The following is a 19,647-nucleotide window of genomic DNA, read 5'->3' as shown; positions in this document are numbered from 1 at the left end:
CCCCCTCTCCCGTCATCATGAGGAGGTATTTATGAATGTAAATACCGGCGTGATGATCTCACCCAAACACGGACACATAACACCCCCCTCCCGTCATCACACCCCCTCTCCCGTCATCATGAGGAGGTATTTATGAATGTAAATACCGACGTGATGATCTCACCCAAACATGGACACATAACACCCCACTCCCGTCATCACGAGGAGGTATTTATGAATATCAATACCGACGTGGTGATCTCGCCCAAACATGGACACACAACACCCCACTCCCGTCATCACGAGGAGGTATTTATGAATATCAATACCGACGTGGTGATCTCGCCCAAACGTGGACACACAACACCTGGCAATCTCGCCACATCATACCTATACACCTTCTAGGCTATGGCTGGATATACCACTAATCCGTTGCAGTGTGTTCTTCACCTGCAACTTGTACTGCACGAGGTTTGTTGGTGAAGAACACCAACAAAGGCGGAAAGGGCATATCCTTCGTTCAACCGTCATGTAAGCAACATAGCAGCCAACATTGCAAACAAATTACTTGCAGAATGAACAATAGCTGTACTCCAGTATGCCTTACCACTTTGTGCGCGAGAATAATAGTAATGATATATATAAGCGAGTACAATTCCTGCTAAAGTAGCATTCAATACAGTTGTATTACCTGTATGTGCCACACCAAAGAGCAAGGCGGATATACAAAATATTAATAGGGGTCGCTGCTTAAAGTAAGACACTAGCAATAGTAACCTTATAATCAATAACTGAAAAATAAGCGTCTCTAATAATGGTGCGTATACCAGCCCATCAAACCATGTATGCCTGCTGCCCTGCACAGAAATATCCGGGTAAATGACCTTTAAGGCAATAGCAAAAGGTAATAACAGGATTTTGAATACGCAAACCAACAAACAGAAATACATCAACTGATATACATATGATTTGCCATCAAAAAACTTATCTATGCTACGCATCATGAAATATACAACTATAAAATTCGATATCACACTGAATATGAATACTATGATGGTTAATATACCTCACCACAATCCGTCATTTAATCTTCTTGTTGTTTTGATCTAACAAGCATTTTATTTTTCCACTCACGCCCCCACTGGCGCAGTTCTTCCGCAGGACGAACTGTGTCTGTCAGGTTACCCGGTCTGCGACCGGTATTCAGAACGGAAGAGTTAAATGTTATTCGTAAGAAAAATAGCCTTTATATATGTAGTCATGCCCCCACCCGTCCTAATTAGCAACGAGGATGTAACGGAACAGCTATTGTATCGCTACATTCGTACATCTTGTAAATCTTAAAATCTTTTAATCCTGATTCAGACAAAAATTACGTATATTTGCTGTAATAAAAGCGAATGCTTTTATGGAAGTCCCGCCCAAGCGGGATAGTATAATAATAAACCAAAACCATGCACCACCCACCATCATATCAAAGCCATTCAAACCGATTCAGTCCCGCCCATGCGGGACTTTTTTATGAGTTGTTAAATACGGTGCGTTTGCCCTTTTACTTAACATTACTTAACAATTTTATTGCAATGGGTTCTATATCAATTATTTACAGAAGCCTGGTATTGCTTTCAGTTAAGCCGGCAATTACATTACTTAACAAAATAAACCATGAAGTAGCTAATACCATATATTCGGCAAGCATATCGGCACATTAACTAACCGTTATTAGCCGCTTTGCCGCCTATATCGTAATTTTATAGTTCTTAGAAGTTATTATATATATGTTTTCGAGACTGTTTGGCACAAAGAAGGAAAAGATCACCCATGCATACAATGGCCAGCCATTGGTCAATGACCTGTCGTTTATCGGTGTGGATATGCACTCGCATTTCATACCCGCAATTGATGACGGTTCGCAGAGTATAGAGGATAGCATAGAACTGGTGCAGAGTTTGCAGCAACTGGGTTATAAAAAGATAGTCACAACACCGCATATCAAGGTCGACCATTTTGCCAATACCCCCGGTACCATTCTCAATGGCCTGGCCGACCTGAAAGAGGCGTTGAAGGAAAGAGGTATTGATATGCCTATACATGCGGCGGCTGAATATTATATAGATGATTATTTTTTGCAACTGTTAGATACGGAGCAACTGCTCACCGTGTGGAAGAATGAGGTGCTGGTAGAGATATCATTCATGTTTGAGCCTATCAATCTGCATGATATCATATTCAAACTGACCTCCAAGGGCTACCAGCCCATCATGGCACACCCCGAAAGGTACATGTATTACCACCACGACTTCAACAAATATGAAGAATTGAAAGACCGTGGCTGCTATTTGCAAATGAACCTGGGTGCCATAGCAGGCTATTATGGTAAGCAGGTAAAGCAGGTGGCGGAAAAGCTGTTCAATATGGGTATGTATGATTATATAGGCACGGATATGCACAATGTGAAACATGCAGAGGTGGCAAAGAGTGTGCTCAATAACCCCGATCTGCTGGCCACATTACAAAGCCAGCCTTTGAGAAACCCTTTAATTCAATTTTAACCGATGACAGGCGATAAATAATTTGTTATCGTTCATTGCCTGTTCTTTATACTTGGGCTGCTTTTATATATTTGCCCTCGTCGTAACCAAACTAAAAACAGGTAATATTTTATGCCCCGAAAAATACTTGTTACCGGCGGTGCCGGCTATATAGGTTCAGTACTAGCCCGGCAATTGCTCGAAAAAGGCTATCATGTGCGCGTTCTGGACAAGCTTATGTATGGCGGCGAACCTATCATTGATATGTTCAATTATGCCAATTTTGAATTTGTAAAAGGTGATGTACGTAACCGCCATGATGTAGAAAAGGCAGTTGAGGGAATGGATTGTGTAGCGCACCTGGCTGCAATTGTTGGTGATCCCGCCTGCGCTGCCGATCCTGAACTATCCCGTAGTACCAACCTGGAAGGCAGTAAGCTGCTCTATGATGTGGCCAACGAAAAAGGCGTTTCAAAATTCGTTTTCGCTTCTACCTGCAGCAACTATGGCAAAATGGATGACCCGGATGCCTATGTGAATGAAAATTCTAAACTGGCACCGGTTTCATTATATGCAGAAACCAAGGTGGCTACGGAGCATTATTTGCTCAGCCAGCCACATACAAATAAATGTAAACCAACATGCCTGCGTTTTTCAACTGTATATGGCCTGTCATTACGCCCTCGTTTCGACCTGACTGTGAATGAATTCACCAAGGAGCTGGCACTAGGCAGGGAACTGGTGGTATTCGGTGAACAGTTCTGGAGGCCTTATTGTCATGTATACGACCTGGCCCGCTCAGTAGTAGCGGTAATAGAAGCTGAAGAGGAAAAAGTTGCTTTTAATGTGTTCAACGTAGGAGATACGAAAGAGAACTACCAGAAGCAGATGATAGTGGATGAGATACTGAAGCAGATACCGGACGCCAAAGTAAAATATGTTTCTAAAAATGAGGATCCTCGTGATTATCGTGTGGACTTCACCAAGATAAAAGAGCAACTTGGCTTCGACCTCGTTTTTACGGTACCGGATGGTATCAGCCAGATAAAAGAGGTGCTGGAAGCAGGCTTTATCCTGAACCCTGACGACAACAAGTACAAGAATGTTTAACGAAGTTGTCGCATATATAAGAGAAGTTTTCAAAACACCTGAAGGGTTTATTCCATTGCATGCGCCCTATTTTGGTGGCAATGAAAAAAAGTACCTGGCAGATACTATCGATTCTACTTTTGTTTCGTCGGTAGGTGCCTATGTCAATCGTTTCGAGGAAATGATGGCTAAGATAACAGGCGCTAAATATGCCGTTGCTACTACTAACGGTACGGTAGCATTACAACTCTCGCTTATAGTTGCAGGTATACAGCAAGGTGATGAGGTCATCACCCAGCCACTCACCTTTGTAGCTACTGCCAATGCAATAGCACACGGCAACGCAACACCCGTTTTCGTTGATGTGGACAGGGATACTATGGGCCTCTCACCCGATGCGCTGGAAAAATTCCTGGAAGAGAATGCTACCATTAAAGATGGTGCAGCATACAACAACAAAACAGGAAAACGAATAGCAGCATGTATTCCCATGCACACATTTGGTTTCCCATGTCGTATTGATAAGATAGTGGAGATATGCGACCGTTGGCACATAACGGTTATAGAGGATGCTGCTGAATCATTAGGAAGTTATTACAATAGCAAGCATACAGGTACATTTGGTAAGCTGGGTACCTTTAGTTTCAATGGCAATAAAACAGTTACCTGTGGTGGTGGTGGCGCTATTGTGACAGATGATGAGGCTTTGGCAAAACGTGCAAAACATATTTCAACCACGGCTAAAGTGCCGCATGCATGGGAGTTTGTACACGATGAGGTAGGCTATAACTTTCGAATGCCTAACCTGAATGCAGCGTTGGCATGCGCACAGTTAGAACAACTGGACGCCATACTTGCTAACAAAAAAGAATTGGCGGAGCTATATCAGCATTTCTTCGCCGGCACAGATATCGGTTTTGTAACAGCAAAGAAAGGCAGTATAGCCAACAACTGGCTGAACTGTGTGATACTGAAAGACCTGGGGCAGAGAAATGCCTTTCTTGAGGCCACTAATAATACAGGAGTCATGACTCGCCCGATCTGGCAACTTATGAATAAACTGGCTATGTATCAGTATTGTCAATGCGGCGATCTTTCTAATGCTTTATGGCTGGAAGACAGGATAGTCAATATTCCCAGCAGTTTCCGACCGGGATAAAAATACAATGTAAATGAGATGTTATCACCATGTTGCGACGATGTTATTCACCTTGTAATAATCTTCATATGGCTATTGACCGCTGTATTTTGCGGTGGTATTAGTTATTAGAAAAGATCATTACAATGAAAAACATCGACAAAAAACATATACTTTACTGCAACCAGACCGTCCGTGAAGCATTGATAATGCTCAACGATCTGAAAAAGAATACCATTCTTATTGTTGTAGATGAAAATGAAAAGCTGGTAGGATCACTTACTGACGGCGACCTGCGTAGAGGATTTATCAAAGGGCTTACGTTCGATAACTCACTCAGGGATTATCTGCAGCCCGATCCGTTGTTCATATACGAAGATGAGTTGCCAAAGTCGAACCTGAACAAACTCAGGTTAAGGAACTTTATGGTAGTACCTATAGTTGACCGTACCAGGAAAGTAGTAAGAATACTGAGCCTGAGCGAGATACAGTCTGTAGTTCCTGCGGATGTATTTATCATGGCAGGTGGCCGTGGACAGAGGCTGATGCCGCTGACACAGAATACACCGAAACCTATGCTGCATGTAGGCGACAAGCCAATTATAGAACATAACATTGACCGGCTGATCAAATATGGAATAAAAAATATTTACCTGAGCGTAAACTACCTGGCCGACCAGATAGAAGAATATTTCGGTGATGGTAGCGACAAAGGAGTATCGATAAACTATGTACATGAAGATAAACCGTTGGGCACACTCGGCTCAGTGAAAATGGTAGAGGAACTGGAAAATGATTATGTGATGGTGATGAATTCGGACCTGCTGACAGACATTGATTTCAATGGATTCTTTCAAACCTTTATCAGGTCGGGTGCCGACATGGCTGTGGCTACTACGATGTACGAGGTGGATGTGCCATATGGAGTAATGGAAGTTGACAACGGTAACTTCGTAAACGCCCTACAGGAAAAACCACGGTACACTTACTATTCAAACGCAGGCATCTACATTATTAAGAAAGAGTTACTGTCGCTTGTGCCACATAACGAATTCTACAATGTGACCGATCTTATGGAGTCACTGATAGCACACGATAAGAAACTCATATCCTTCCCGATACTGGGTTACTGGCTGGACATAGGTAAGCACGATGATTTCATAAAAGCCCAGGAAGACATCAAATCTCTTGTGCTATAAACAGGGCTGAAACCCTTTACTTTAGCAATAATTATTTATATTTTTGTTACAGGTTGAGTAATAATATTACTCAACCTGTTGTCGTCTTATGGGACTGACTATGGCGAAGCCATGCCAATAAGGCTACTAAGGCAAAAATCTGATAACATGCTGGAAACATTGATATCCTCGCGAACGCGCATCAAATTATTGTTGCGGCTGTTCCTGAACCCCGATACTACTGCTTATTTGCGCGGCCTTGCCGATGAATTTGATGAAAGCACCAATAGTGTGCGGGTAGAATTGAACAGGTTTGAAGAAGCCGATATGTTAGTTTCTGAGAACAAAGGGAATAAAAAAATATACAAAGCCAATGACAAGCATCCCTTGTTCAGGGATATTCATAATATCCTGTTGAAATACATCGGTGTGGACAGAATAATCGGGGTGATCATAGAGCGGATGGGGAAACTGGAAAAGATGTACCTGACTGGTGACTATGCGATAGGAAGAGATACGGGTATTATTGACCTGGCCTTTGTAGGAGAAATAGACAAAAGTTACATCATGGAAATGGTGACCAAGGCTGAAAATATGATCAATAAAAAAGTAAGGTTTATTATATACAAGTCTGAAGAATGGTCGGAAAAGCGGCTGAAGGAAGACAGTAATGACGCGTATCTGCTATTGTGGGAGAATAAAATGGAAAAAGTATGAGTTGGTATGTGTTGTACACAAAATCAAGAAATGAAAAGAAAGTAGCCAAAAGGCTGGAAGAGAAAGGTATTGAGGTATATTGCCCCCTACGTGAGGAAGTCAGACAATGGAGTGACAGGAAGAAGAAGGTAGCTGAGCCTGTGTTCCGCTCATACCTATTTGTGAACCTGGCAGATTATACTAAAGAAAGTGTTGAAGTGCTGTATACGCCTGGTACTGTGAGGTTTTTGTGGTGGAACAACAAACCCGGTATTGTCAGGAAGCATGAGATCGAGGCGATAAAAAGCTTTCTGAATGATTATAAAGACGCAGAGATAACGGTTACGTTCAAAGAAGGTGAAAAAATAGTTGTTAATGAGGGGCCGCTTAAAGATGCACGTGGTAAGGTATTGATGATACAGGGAAATAAAGCGGTATTGCATTTACATTCACTTGGTTTGAATATGACCGCAAAACTACCTTTGCAGTCCTTGAGTAAATCTGATACTAATTAAACATTAAATATCATGATTTAGCTATAGATAAAGTGTTGATGTATATAATTCGCCTGTCTTTTTCACTACATTTGAGCAAAATTTTGAAGAATATGAAAATTGTACCTGGTATTGCTAAACAAAGAAGCCTGTTAGCCATTCTGTTATTATGGGTTGTTATCGGCTTTACTGACTGTAACAGTGCAAAGCAAGTGGCTTATTTTCAGAACATACCGGATAGTGCCGATGTGGTGAAGCGTATCAGGCACTCACAATTTATAGAGCCGGTAATTAATAAAGGTGATATACTGGACATAGACGTAACAACAATAGATGCTGAGTTTAGTGGTATTAGCAGGGAGAAGCAAACAAATATGGAATCCAGTGACCCGAGGTTATCTGGATATATGGTAGATAAGAATGGCTTTGTTGAAGTTCCAATATTGGGTAAAATATCTGTTGTAGGCCTTACTACAATTGAAGTGAAGGAGCTTGTAAGAAAAAATGCGTTGAAATATTATAAAGATCCATTGGTAAATGTTCATATCGTTAACTTCTACATTACGGTTCTTGGAGAAGTGAGAAACCCGGGAAGGTTCATTGTAAATAGTGAGAAGGTAAATATCCTGGATGCGATAGGCCTTGCAGGAGACCTGAAGATAACCGGCAAGAGAGGTAATGTTATGCTCATGAGAGAAGAGAACGGGGAAACGGTATTTACGAGGATAGATCTGAATAATACAGATATTTTCGAATCTAAATATTTTTACCTGCAGTCCGGCGATAAGATCTATGTGGAGCCATTGAAAGCTGCGGCAAAAGTCGGTACCAGGGATCAGAGCGGAGACCGTGTAATAAGCATAACGCTAGGTCTTGTAACACTGGCAATATCGATTATCACATTAGGCCTGAGGCTGAAGTCATAAATTATACCCGGTAAATTTATCTATGGAGGATACCCGCGAGCCGATTTTTGCTGAGGAAAAAAGACGAGGTAATGACCATGGTGTCAATGTAGAGAAGTTATTGACTAAAATACTGGTATACTGGCCGCTGTTCTTAACTTTCACGGTTTTCTCCTGTATTACAGCATATATATATCTGCGATATGCCACACCGAAATATATGACATATGCCAAGATACTGGTGAAAGATGATAAAGGTGGCAGTGGAGGAGATGGGAAATTATTACAGGAACTGGGCCTGCAAACATCCGCGGCAAATGTTGACAACGAAATAGAAATATTCAGAAGCCGGACACTGATGCAAAAGGTGGTAGCTGAGCAGGAGTTGAATATTCATTACTATGCTCCCGGAAGGATCAAGACGAGTGAATACTATTATAAAGATCTCCCTTTCAGGTTTTATCCTCTTTTTGATAACAGTAATGTACCAGCCAGGTACAAATACAAATTACGGATAGCAGGGGACAATGATTTTGTTATCGAGGATAAGAAAAAATCCTGGCCGGGACATTGGGGAGATACGATCAACCTGCCGGTAGGGCGGGTAGTACTCAAAGACAGGAAACAACTGGCCAATCCCGCATACATCTTCCCGGAATATACTATTGAAATAAAAGCTACGGAATACCAGGCAATAAGAACACTAAGGCTGTTATCAATAAAGCCGGTAAACAAAGCAACTATACTGGAATTATCTGTTTCTGACGTATTACCTGAAAGGGGTGAGGATATTCTGAATAAACTGATAGATGTTTATCTGCAGGCAAATATTGACGACCGCAACAAGACACAGGACGCGACGGTAGAGTTTATTGATGAGCGCCTGAAAAAAGTGACATTGGAACTGACGGGGATAGAAAAGAATATAGAGGAATTTAAGAGCAGCAGAAAGCTTACAGACCTTTCAGAGCAATCTAAATTATTGCTTGATTATACCAGTGAGAATGCCAAACAGGTGACGGAGCAAGAAGTAAAACTAAGTGTAATTGAAACACTTGAGCAATACCTGCAGGACGACAGGAACAATGACCGTATCGTACCTTCTACTTTGCTGGTAGAAGATAATGCCGCCATGACTGCAATGGAAAGCTATAATGATCTGCAACTTAAAAGATCGGCATTGCTGCTGACCAATACCGAGGATAATCCTTTTGTCAGGAATCTTGATAAGCAGTTGGAGAATATTCGTGAGGATATGATGCGCTCGCTAAAGTCAATGAAGCAGGTAACACTGGCATCAATAAAAGCACTGAATAAACGTTCCGGTACAGTTGATGAGCAGATACGTAAAGTGCCTGAAAATGAACGGATGTTTCTTGAATATTCGCGCCAGCAAAACATTAAACAAGAGTTGTACTTGTTTATGCTCACCAAGCGCGAAGAGGCTGCAATATCCAAATCATCGACAGTTGCTAATGCAAGGATCATTGACCCTGCTAAAAGTGATGGTGCTCCATTCTCGCCCGGCACAGGCCGTATATACCTGGCAGCTATAGCTTTGGGCCTGATGATACCCGGCACGTGGGTGTTTGTTCGTGAATTGCTGAATGTGAAAGTAGGAAGCAAAGAAGAAGTAAAACGTCTTACAGCTATCAGTATTGCTGCTGAGATAACTCATAACGATACATCGGAAGATATAGTAGTATACAAGGATAGTAAGACGGTAATTGCTGAACAGTTCAGGGCATTACGTACTAATATGCAGTTTCTGCTGGCCGATGAAAATGAGAAGGTCATATTATTGACCTCGAGTATGAGCGGAGAAGGTAAATCGTTTGTGGCATTGAACCTGGCGATCACATTAGCATTGTCAGGAGCAAAAGTGGCACTGATGGAACTGGACCTACGCAAACCTAAAATATCTGCCAGTCTTGACCTGAAAGGGAACGCAGGCTTTACCAAATATATAATCGGGCAAGCAAAAATTGAGGATATCATACATCCTTCAGGCATTGTTGATACACTTAGTGTGATACCATCAGGATCGATACCACCCAACCCCTCAGAGTTATTACTTTCGCCAAAATTGAAAGATATTTTCGTGCACCTGGGGAGTGAATATGATTATGTTATCATTGATTCGGCCCCGGTAGGTTTGGTTACAGATGCACAACTGTTGAGCAAGTACGCCGATACGGTATTATATGTATGCCGGATAAACTATACCTATAAAGAACAGTTGAGAAATGCGGAGGAACTTAGGAGATCAGGCAAAATGCAGAAATTGAACCTGATACTCAACGATGTGAAAACAAAAGGAAGCGTATATGGGTATGGTTATGGCTATGGTAGTCATAATGATGACTATTTTGATGATAGTGGAAAAAATAAAGGGATTTTTAATTCAATAAAGAATATTTTTAACAAGACTTCATAACTATACAAGTAACACATACTTTTATATAATGGCGGAGAACAATAAAAAAATCGCAGTAATAGGTCTGGGCTATGTAGGGCTACCTCTTGCGGTTGAATTTGCAAAGAAATTTTTAACGGTTGGTTTCGATATTAATGAGAAGAGAATAAAGGAACTTCAAGCTGGTGTAGACAATACACTGGAAGTGGAAGATGGAGAGCTGCAGAAGGTAAATATTTCCGGACCAAATGCTGAAAAAGGTTTGTACTGCAGCAATAAGCTTGAAGATATTGCAGGCTGTAACTTTTACATAGTTACTGTACCTACGCCTGTAGATAAATATAACCGTCCTGATCTTACGCCATTGTATAAAGCCAGTGAGACAGTAGGCAAAGTACTGTCTAAAGGAGACATTGTTGTTTATGAATCCACCGTATATCCCGGTGTAACGGAAGATGAGTGTGTTCCGGTGCTGGAAAGAGTATCAGGTTTGAAATACAATGTAGATTTCTTCTGTGGCTATTCTCCTGAGCGTATCAACCCCGGTGATAAGCAACATACTGTTACCAAGATATTGAAAGTGACCTCGGGTTCTAATGATGAAATTGCTGAAGAGGTAGACCAACTTTATAAGAGCATTATTGTTGCTGGTACACATAAGGCATCAAGCATAAAAGTGGCTGAAGCGGCAAAAGTGATTGAGAACGCGCAACGCGACATTAATATTGCTTTCGTGAATGAGCTGGCTAAGATATTCAATCGTATGGGTATTGATACCACTGATGTGCTTGCTGCTGCTGGTACTAAGTGGAACTTCCTGCATTTCAAACCAGGCCTTGTAGGTGGTCACTGTATAGGTGTTGACCCTTATTACCTGGCACAGAAGGCACAGGAAGTAGGCTACCACCCCGAAATAATACTGGCAGGACGTAGGCTGAATGATAGCATGGGTGGCTACATAGCCAATGAGGTAGTACGCGAAATGATCAAACGCGATATGCCGGTAAAAGATGCTAATATCCTGGTACTGGGTATCACTTTCAAAGAGAATTGTCCTGATGTACGCAACACAAGGGTGGTAGATATTGTGAATGAACTGCAGACCTATAATGTGAACCTGACCGTATATGACCCCTGGGCTAACCCTGATGAGGTGATGCATGAATATGGTGTGACCACTACTAATAAGTTACCTGAAAAAGGAAATTACAAAGCGGTGGTACTGGCTGTAGCGCACAAAGAATTCCTGGATACTAACTGGAAAGAATTCCTGGCAGAGGGCGGCATTATTTACGATGTAAAGAGCTCGCTGGATAAGTCAATGATAGATTCCCGTTTATAAGCAAAGTGATGAACTACTACGCACATCCCACAGCAGTAATTGATGAAGGGTGCGGTATCGGCGACGATACAAAGATCTGGCACTTTGCACATATCATGTGTGGATGTGTTATTGGTAGTGGGTGTAACATCGGGCAGAATGTGGTCATCTCTCCTAAAGTGATATTGGGCAATAATGTAAAGGTGCAGAACAATGTATCTGTATATACAGGTGTCACCTGTGAGGATGATGTCTTCTTAGGGCCTTCGTGTGTGTTCACCAATATCAGCAATCCACGCAGTGCTATTGTACGCAGGGAAAATTATGAACAGACACACGTAGGCAAAGGCGCTACGATAGGAGCCAATGCCACGATCATATGTGGTCATGATATAGGTGCGTATGCTTTCATCGGGGCGGGTGCTGTTATTACTAAAGATGTACCTCCTTATGCACTGGTAGTAGGCAACCCCGCCAGGCAAACAGGCTGGATGAGTGAGTATGGGCTTAAACTGCATTTTGATGAACAAGGCGTGGCGGAATGTCCTGAAAGCAAACAACAATACAAGTTATCAGGTGGTGTAGTTACACGCCTGTCATAATCCTTCATACAAGCAGGTAGCTCTTAATGAGTATCGGCAAAAAAGCAGGTAAAGGTTTTGTAAAACTGTTTCAGCGCAACATGCTGGAAAAGCTGATGGGTTTAACCACAGTCATCGTGCTGGCTCGTAAACTTACGCCCTACGATTTCGGGTTGGTGAGCATTACTGAGGTATTGTTGTATATGATATCAGTGTTTGGCACTACTGGTCTGAGCGAGTACCTGCTGGCTTACAAGAAAGAGGATGAGGAAGATATATTCAGAGCCGCTTTCTGGTTCAATGTGATACTGACCATTGTAGTTCTGGCGTTGTTTTTATTGGTAGCACCTTTATGGGCCAACTTTCAGCATGAACCCAGGATTTGGAATATCAGTTTTATAGTAGGTGGCATATTCGTGTTCTCACAATTATCTGTAATTCCTAAAACATGGCTGAGCAGGCACCTGATGTTTGACAAGCAGGTACGGATACAAACGCCATTTATCATCCTAATCCCACTGGCGAAACTGGCAGCCGTGTTTGCAGGTATGGGTGTATATAGCCTTGTAGTGCCTACATTGATTTTTACACCGATACAGACATGGATGTTTTACCGTGCCACAAAACTGGCTCCGGGCTCCAAACTATATTCAGAAAGATGGAAAGAGATATATGGTTTTACCAAACACCTGATAGGCTCCGGCCTGCTGCGACGCATGAGCGATCACGGTGATAAATTTATATTGAGTAAGTTCCTCGGACTGGGTATGCTGGGTATATACAACATAGCTATGCAGATGGCTGAGTTGTTTACTACACAGTTGATAGCCGTATCTAATAATGTACTCTCATCGGTATTGCCAAAGTATGTAGAGGATAAAGAACAGTTCTACAGTCATTATATCAACTTCCTGAAGACATTTGTTTTCGTGCTGTTGCCTTTTATGGTCATTATGCTGCTGGCAGCAAAGCCCATCATATTACTGTTGTATGGTGAAAAATGGATAGCGGCTGTATTGCCTATGCAGATATTGATCGTGTATTCAGCCATGCGCTCCGTCACCAGTTCGTTCAGTATTGTAATGAATTCTTTTCACCTGAATAAACTATCGTTCAAAGTAAACCTGTTCTTTACGCCTGCACATCTTATAGGTTCTGCTATAGGTGCATACTATGGAGGTGTAATAGGCGTTGCGATATCATTGGTGCTGGTACGTGCGTTCTTTTATAACTGGCGGATAAAGATGACCATGGATGCAGTGGACCAACCTGTATTGCGCTGGCACAAAGACCTGTACCCGTATTTTATCAGTGCTGTTGCAACCGTGGCTGTGTTGTGGCTGGCGAGTATGTACCTGTCGGGCGTCTTTACGGGGTTCTATGCTGTTTTCACAGTGGCGATCATTGGCATATCTGTTATCGTTATTTACAACGTGCTGGTGAAGTTCATTTTCCCGGGAGAGCTGAATATCATTTCAAAATTTTTGGGGCTAACCTTTCCTGAAGTGCAAAAACCATTCAAGAAGTTATACGGGGTATGAGGATAACCATTCTTTCCGGTTCGGTACCAACTACTACATTCATTGATGGCCTTATTAATGCAATGGCGGATGAAGGTTTTGAAATGACTGTAATAGGAAAAAGAACAGGAACATACCATTACCATAAGAATGTACAGGCCATCATTGTGCCGGATGGCTTTATCAGGAGGATCATCTTTATCAAACTAATGATATTGACGACGGGTTTTAAACACTTGGGAAAGATATTCCGCGCCAGTAAAGGATGGAAAGGTTTTTACAATGACCTGCTTTTCTACCTGCCCATTATCAGGTCGAAACCGGACCGGATACACCTGCAATGGACAGCTTTTATACATAACAGAGATCTGTTGTTCGATATGTTTCCCGGCAAGGTGCTGGTAAGTATGCGGGGTGCGCACATAAATTACACACCCATTACCACACCGGAAATAAAAGAAAGTTACCTGCGGTTGTTTCCATATGTACATAGGTTTCATGCTGTAGGAGAAACAATTGTAAAAGAAGCGGAACAATACGGTGTGGACAGGCAGAGAACGGACGTTATTTATTCTTATGTAGCAGATGAACTGCTGGCAAAAGAGATAATACCGAAAGAGACCAGGAAAGAGTTACATATTATATCAGTAGGGCGCTTCTTCTGGAAGAAAGGATATGAATATGCCCTTGACGCATTGCATATACTTAAACAAAAAGGTATACCGTTCAGGTACACATTGATAGCAGAAGGGAATACGCCACCGGACATAATCTACCAGCTGCATCAACTTGGGTTGACTGATTATGTGGATATACAGAATGGCGCAACGCACGATGAAGTACTGAAGCAGATTGAAGGACAGGATGTATTGCTATTGCCCAGTGTAGAAGAAGGAGTGGCCAATGTCGTGTTGGAGGCTATGGCATTGGGTACACTTGTTGTTACTACCAACTCAGGTGGCATGGAAGAAGCAATCGATAATAACATAAGTGGCTTTGTGGTACATGTAAGAGACACACAGGGCATAGCCGACGCACTGGTGAGGGTAAATGCTTTAAGTAAAGAAGAGCGATACACTATTGCATTGGCCGCAAAGAATACCGTGCTGCAAAGGCACAATAAAAAAGAGTTCGTTGCAAGGTTTGCACAATTCTATAAGCGTTAAATAATTAACAAGAGTATTGAAAAAGATCAAAGTATTATTCACATTGCCCAATCTTGTAACAGCAGGTAGCGGCAGAGAAATGCTGAACATCGTAGAACGTTTAGATAAAAATGTTTTTGAAGCATGGGTAGGTGTGCAGGAAGTGGGCGGAGATCTGTTTGATGAAGTGATAGCTAAAAAGCTACCAGTGGTGGTGCAGCCTTTTCTTGCAGAGGAGGGGTTGAACCTTGTGAATAAGATCAGAAAGGCGAAACGTTTTGCTAAAGACTTCAAAGCACTTGATTTTGATATATGGCAGTCGTTCAACTGGTCGTCAGATTTTTCTGAAGCCTTTGTGGCACGCTGGGCGGGTGCTAAGTATGTGTATGTGAAAAAAAGCATGAACTGGGGCCGTAAAGCGTGGAAGACAAAGAGCATGCTGTCTACGGCCATTGTTGCGAGGAATACAACTATGATGGAAACCTTTCTCGCAACAAAGAACCTGAAGAGGAAAGTACACTTCATACCGGGTGGCGTAGATACAGATGTATTCAAACCGGCATTCAATATGTCTGCACGTACTGAATTGGGTATTCCTGAAAAGGCGATCATGTTATGTTGTATAGCTCAGATAGTCCGCTCGAAAGATCAGACTACTTTGATAAAAGCAGTGGCAAAGGTTGATAATGTGTACCTGGTACTGGCAGGTGCCGCAAGAGATGAGGCATATAAAAAAGAACTGGATGCATTGATCAAGAAACTCGGTGTACAAGACAGAGTACAATTTACAGGTGCTTATAAAGATGTGAACAAACTGCTGAATGCATGCAATGGTTCAGTGTTGCCAACATCTAATTACCAGGGGCATGAAGAGGGTTGCCCAGTTTCGGTATTAGAGTCTATGGCTGCGGGTACAACATGTATAGTAAGCGACGTAGCAGGTAACAGGGATTTGATACAAAATGGTAAAACGGGAATGGTGTTCAAACCGGAACATGTGGATGGCCTTGCAGATTGTATCAGGGATTTTACACTAAAACCGTCATATCCGAAAGAGTTGGCAGAAAGAGCATTAGATAAAGTATATGCAGAATATACTATTGACAGGGAAGTAAAGAGATTTGAGGACTTGTATAAAAAAATAATGAAGTATTAGTGTCTGCCTTTTACGACATATGGATACATGCTAAGGGTACAAAGCCTTTATATAAAAGGGAGAAGAGTAGAGACTGGCAGTATGCTGACGATAATAGCTGGTTCAGCTACCCTGCTGAGGATAAGGGATTTCTAAGGAATGTAAAAAAGGATGGCTACCATTTGGTACTTATAGGGCAGTTGTATGAAATAATAAGTGATGATGAATTGTTACAACGTTGTATTACCTATATAATGCAGCCACAAAAAGAGTTTGATGATCCTGCGGGGCATTACATAATCTTTCTGACTGACGGGAATAAAAAGCAAAAACATGTGTTTACTAACCGTTTGGGTAGTTATCATGCATATTGGTCTGCTGATGGAGCAATAAGCACTTATTACCTGGGACTTGCAAAAACAAAGCTTGATAAAAAACTTGACTGGGAAGGTATAACAGGCTTCATGGCTATGGGTTACTTCCCCGAAGATAGAACCTACCTGGAAGGCATCAGCATTTTTGAGCCGGGAGCGTATTATGCTTTTGACGACCAACTGCAATTGCTCGACAAGAAGAAATACTACAAGTGGATTCATTCAACTACAAGTGATAGTGAAGAACACTATGCTGAATTGTTGCACGAAATATTGCAATCCTGTTTAAGCGTAGCTACTAAAGACAGAAGGACAGCCATACCACTTTCGGGGGGACTGGATAGCAGGTTGTTAGCGGGGGAGTTAACTGGGGAAGGTTTACCATATACCGGCTTGCAGGCTTTTTCATACGGATATTCAGATAGCTCTCCGGAGCTAAAAATAGCAACGCAGATAGCAGAGAAAAGGAACATACCGCTCTATGCATACAAAATGCCGGATTACCTGTTTGAGAAACTAGATGAGATAATAGATTCAGTAGAGTTGTTTCAGTATGTGGATGGAACGCGCCAGGCATCTGCTACTGAATGGCTGAATGAAAATGCAGATGTGGTAGTAGGTGGTCATTGGGGAGATGTGTGGATGGATAACATGCACGTGAATAGCAAAGACGAATTGCCTGATGCATTTCGTAAAAAGATCATTAAGAAAGGCGCCGACTGGCTGTTGGAAAATGTATGTGAACCACAACTAAAGAATGGTAGGGACAGTCTGGATGACTATTTCAGCACATGCGTGAATAAGTATAATGATATAGATGATGCTGAATTCATCATGAAGATTTACAAGACAGAACAATGGTCTTTTAGGTGGACGGCTGCCAGCCTGCGGATGTACCAGTCTGCATCATTTCCTGTTCTTCCTTTTTATGATAAGCGCGTAATCGACTTGTTCAGCACAATTCCTACAAGCATAGTAAGCGACAGGACTTTCCAGGTGAACTACCTGAAACACTATCATGACGACCTTGCAAGAATAACATGGCAGGAGTACGATGCTAACCTCTATTCATATAAATATTTCAACAACAGGAACATAGGCTACCGTGTAGTTGATAAAGTAAGAAGAACGGTAAGTGCGGAAAAGACGATACAACGCAACTGGGAAGTGTTTTACCTGAATCCTGAAGGAAGAAAGAACCTGGAAGAAAAATTATTGAACAATAAAATACTGAATGATATTGTACCTGTTGCAAAGATAAAGCAGTTGCTGGATGACCTACAGGAAAACCCAACAGCCGCTAATGGTTATTCTGTGTCTATGTTACTAACCTTTGCCCTGTTCCTACAGGAAGTATTTGAAAACTAAAGTATCAGAAATTGAGCTTGATATTATCCATAAATGCCGGTATCAATAGTTCCGTCGGTTTGTTCAAAGACGGACGGGCCGTTATCAGCATGGAAGAGGAACGCTTTAACAGGATAAAGAACTGGTTCGGATTCCCGGAGCAGGCACTGAACTATCTTATTGATGAAGGTTATGTGCATCCCGGTGAGATAACGGATATTGCCGTTTGCGATGAGGTGTCAGGTAATGCTAGCCGCGAACGTTTTTACGCACGTTATGAATATCATTATAACTATGGTAAGCTGCTGGCCTACAATGTCAACCTGGAACGCACTAAGCTGGACCTGAAGAACAAACTGAAATCAGCTGGGTTGTACAAAGCCTATACACAGGCAAGACATGAAAAGACTACAAGCAAAGAATACAATGAACAGTTGCACCAACGTCTTGATAGACTAGGATTTGATATAAGTAAAGTAATACATGTTGAACATCATTTGTGTCATGCAGCATCAGCATATTATGGGTTGGCAGACGATATGAATGAGCCGTATCTTGTATTTACACTTGATGGTGGTGGGGACAACCTTCGTTCGACAGTGAGTATTGCAAAGGGAGGCAATATTGAAAGGGTGTCTGCCGGTAATGAATATTCAATAGGTAATATTTACTCTGCCATCACACATCACCTGGGCTTTCGCAGCCATGAGCATGAATACAAATTAATGGGCCTGGCTCCATATGTTGACCCTAAATATGCACTAACTTATAAAAAGTTCTTTGAGCAATTCCTGTACCTGAAGAATGAGGATACAGAATTCGTTAATCCTGAGTTTCTGAACCACTCTTTATTCTTTGCCAGAGTAATACGCGAACTCGGTGGTGCACGTTTTGATAATATAGCTGCCGGCTTGCAGGCTTTTACAGAAGATATAGTAGTAAGGTGGGTAAAAGGCAACATTAAAAAACACGGTATAAAAAAAATACTCTGTGCAGGTGGTGTATTTATGAATGTGAAGCTGAACATGCTACTATCCCAACTCTCTGAAGTTGAGTTTATAGATGTGTTCCCTTCCTGTGGCGATGAGTCAAATATTTTTGGTGCGGCATATTATAGGCATAATAACAAGTATCAAAAAGAAACAGGCCTGCTGGAATACTATACACTGGGTACGACACCAATAGCCGGAATACAGAACACAATAGAAAAAAATAAAGAAAAAATTACGGTAACCGAAGAAGAGGATGTGAATAGTGTTGTAGCGGAGATGTTGAGTAAGAATATGATCGTTGCCAGGTGCACAAGTAATATGGAGTTTGGAGCAAGGGCCTTGGGTAACAGGTCGGTATTGGCTAATCCTTCACGCTTGCAGAATATCAATAAAATAAACAGGAGTGTGAAGAAACGTGATTTCTGGATGCCATTTGCCCCGGCTATGCTGAGTGAGGATGCTGAGACGATGATCAATATTCCTGCTTCATTGAAAAAGCAAGGCTCTCCTTACATGATGTTTGCCTTCGATACGAAAGAGACGAAACGCGATGATATTACCTGTGGTATTCATCAGGCAGACTCTACGGCACGTGCACAGATAGTTACAAAGGAGCAATACCCGGAATTTCATGATCTTATTACTAAGTTCAAACAGCTTACAGGAATACCTTGTGTGCTGAATACATCTTTCAACCTGCATGGTTACCCCATAGTGGAAAACAATGAGCAAGCTGTTGATGTGTTGTTACGTTCAGAGATAGATGTATTGGTAATAGACAATTACGTTATCAGGCGAAAATAATT

At 41.8% G+C, this 19,647-nt stretch carries 17 protein-coding genes; 16 read left to right on the top strand and 1 reads right to left on the bottom strand.

Annotated elements, in window-relative coordinates; genetic code table 11:
• Positions 1-132 precede the first annotated feature (132 nt).
• Complete coding sequence (locus tag H6550_01925) at positions 133-384, top strand: hypothetical protein (protein ID MCB9044875.1); 252 nt, start codon at positions 133-135, stop codon at positions 382-384.
• A 122-nt stretch (positions 385-506) separates the two neighbouring features.
• Here H6550_01925 and H6550_01920 read toward each other — a convergent pair whose 3' ends face one another.
• Entirely contained in the window at positions 507-983 is a 477-nt protein-coding gene (locus H6550_01920) for a CPBP family intramembrane metalloprotease (GenBank protein ID MCB9044874.1), read from the bottom strand.
• Positions 984-1,757: 774 nt separating this feature from the next.
• On the opposite strand from H6550_01920, the gene H6550_01915 reads away from it, so the two are divergent.
• From H6550_01915 to H6550_01845, 15 genes are all read left to right on the top strand, one after another.
• A complete protein-coding gene (locus tag H6550_01915) occupies positions 1,758-2,531 on the top strand; it encodes a histidinol phosphatase (GenBank protein MCB9044873.1) in 774 nt (257 codons plus the stop codon).
• A gap of 111 nt (positions 2,532-2,642) precedes the next feature.
• Positions 2,643-3,620: an NAD(P)-dependent oxidoreductase gene (locus H6550_01910; protein MCB9044872.1), complete on the top strand. Its 978-nt coding sequence runs from the start codon at positions 2,643-2,645 to the stop codon at positions 3,618-3,620.
• A complete protein-coding gene (locus H6550_01905) occupies positions 3,613-4,758 on the top strand; it encodes a LegC family aminotransferase (protein MCB9044871.1) in 1,146 nt (381 codons plus the stop codon). Before H6550_01910 ends, H6550_01905 begins: the two co-directional genes overlap by 8 nt.
• 125 nt (positions 4,759-4,883) lie before the next feature.
• Positions 4,884-5,936 carry an NTP transferase domain-containing protein gene (locus tag H6550_01900; protein ID MCB9044870.1) on the top strand — a complete coding sequence of 351 codons (1,053 nt, stop codon included), beginning with the start codon at positions 4,884-4,886 and terminating at the stop codon, positions 5,934-5,936.
• A gap of 147 nt (positions 5,937-6,083) precedes the next feature.
• Positions 6,084-6,632 (top strand): winged helix-turn-helix transcriptional regulator, encoded by a 549-nt coding sequence (locus H6550_01895; protein MCB9044869.1) that lies wholly within the window; start codon positions 6,084-6,086, stop codon positions 6,630-6,632.
• On the top strand, positions 6,629-7,126 hold the full coding sequence (locus H6550_01890; GenBank protein ID MCB9044868.1) for a UpxY family transcription antiterminator: 498 nt from the start codon (positions 6,629-6,631) through the stop codon (positions 7,124-7,126). Before H6550_01895 ends, H6550_01890 begins: the two co-directional genes overlap by 4 nt.
• A 92-nt stretch (positions 7,127-7,218) precedes the next feature.
• A complete protein-coding gene (locus tag H6550_01885) occupies positions 7,219-8,031 on the top strand; it encodes a polysaccharide biosynthesis/export family protein (GenBank protein MCB9044867.1) in 813 nt (270 codons plus the stop codon).
• A 22-nt stretch (positions 8,032-8,053) separates the two neighbouring features.
• Complete coding sequence (locus H6550_01880; GenBank protein ID MCB9044866.1) at positions 8,054-10,447, top strand: polysaccharide biosynthesis tyrosine autokinase; 2,394 nt, start codon at positions 8,054-8,056, stop codon at positions 10,445-10,447.
• 28 nt (positions 10,448-10,475) lie between these two features.
• Complete coding sequence (locus H6550_01875; GenBank protein ID MCB9044865.1) at positions 10,476-11,768, top strand: nucleotide sugar dehydrogenase; 1,293 nt, start codon at positions 10,476-10,478, stop codon at positions 11,766-11,768.
• An 8-nt stretch (positions 11,769-11,776) separates the two neighbouring features.
• Entirely contained in the window at positions 11,777-12,349 is a 573-nt protein-coding gene (locus H6550_01870; protein ID MCB9044864.1) for an N-acetyltransferase, read from the top strand.
• A gap of 26 nt (positions 12,350-12,375) precedes the next feature.
• Positions 12,376-13,869: an oligosaccharide flippase family protein gene (locus H6550_01865; GenBank protein ID MCB9044863.1), complete on the top strand. Its 1,494-nt coding sequence runs from the start codon at positions 12,376-12,378 to the stop codon at positions 13,867-13,869.
• Entirely contained in the window at positions 13,866-15,014 is a 1,149-nt protein-coding gene (locus H6550_01860) for a glycosyltransferase family 4 protein (GenBank protein ID MCB9044862.1), read from the top strand. The genes H6550_01865 and H6550_01860 overlap by 4 nt, the downstream gene beginning before the upstream one ends.
• A gap of 16 nt (positions 15,015-15,030) precedes the next feature.
• Complete coding sequence (locus H6550_01855; protein MCB9044861.1) at positions 15,031-16,149, top strand: glycosyltransferase family 4 protein; 1,119 nt, start codon at positions 15,031-15,033, stop codon at positions 16,147-16,149.
• Positions 16,149-17,870 (top strand): hypothetical protein, encoded by a 1,722-nt coding sequence (locus H6550_01850; GenBank protein MCB9044860.1) that lies wholly within the window; start codon positions 16,149-16,151, stop codon positions 17,868-17,870. Before H6550_01855 ends, H6550_01850 begins: the two co-directional genes overlap by 1 nt.
• 11 nt (positions 17,871-17,881) lie before the next feature.
• Complete coding sequence (locus tag H6550_01845) at positions 17,882-19,645, top strand: hypothetical protein (protein MCB9044859.1); 1,764 nt, start codon at positions 17,882-17,884, stop codon at positions 19,643-19,645.
• Positions 19,646-19,647 lie beyond the last annotated feature (2 nt).

The organism is Chitinophagales bacterium (genome assembly GCA_020636495.1).
In the GTDB taxonomy this organism is placed as follows: Bacteria; Bacteroidota; Bacteroidia; order Chitinophagales; family Chitinophagaceae; genus UBA5543.
The sequence above is the reverse complement of the archived record's forward strand: the minus strand, read 5'-3'. Positions and strand labels throughout refer to the sequence as shown.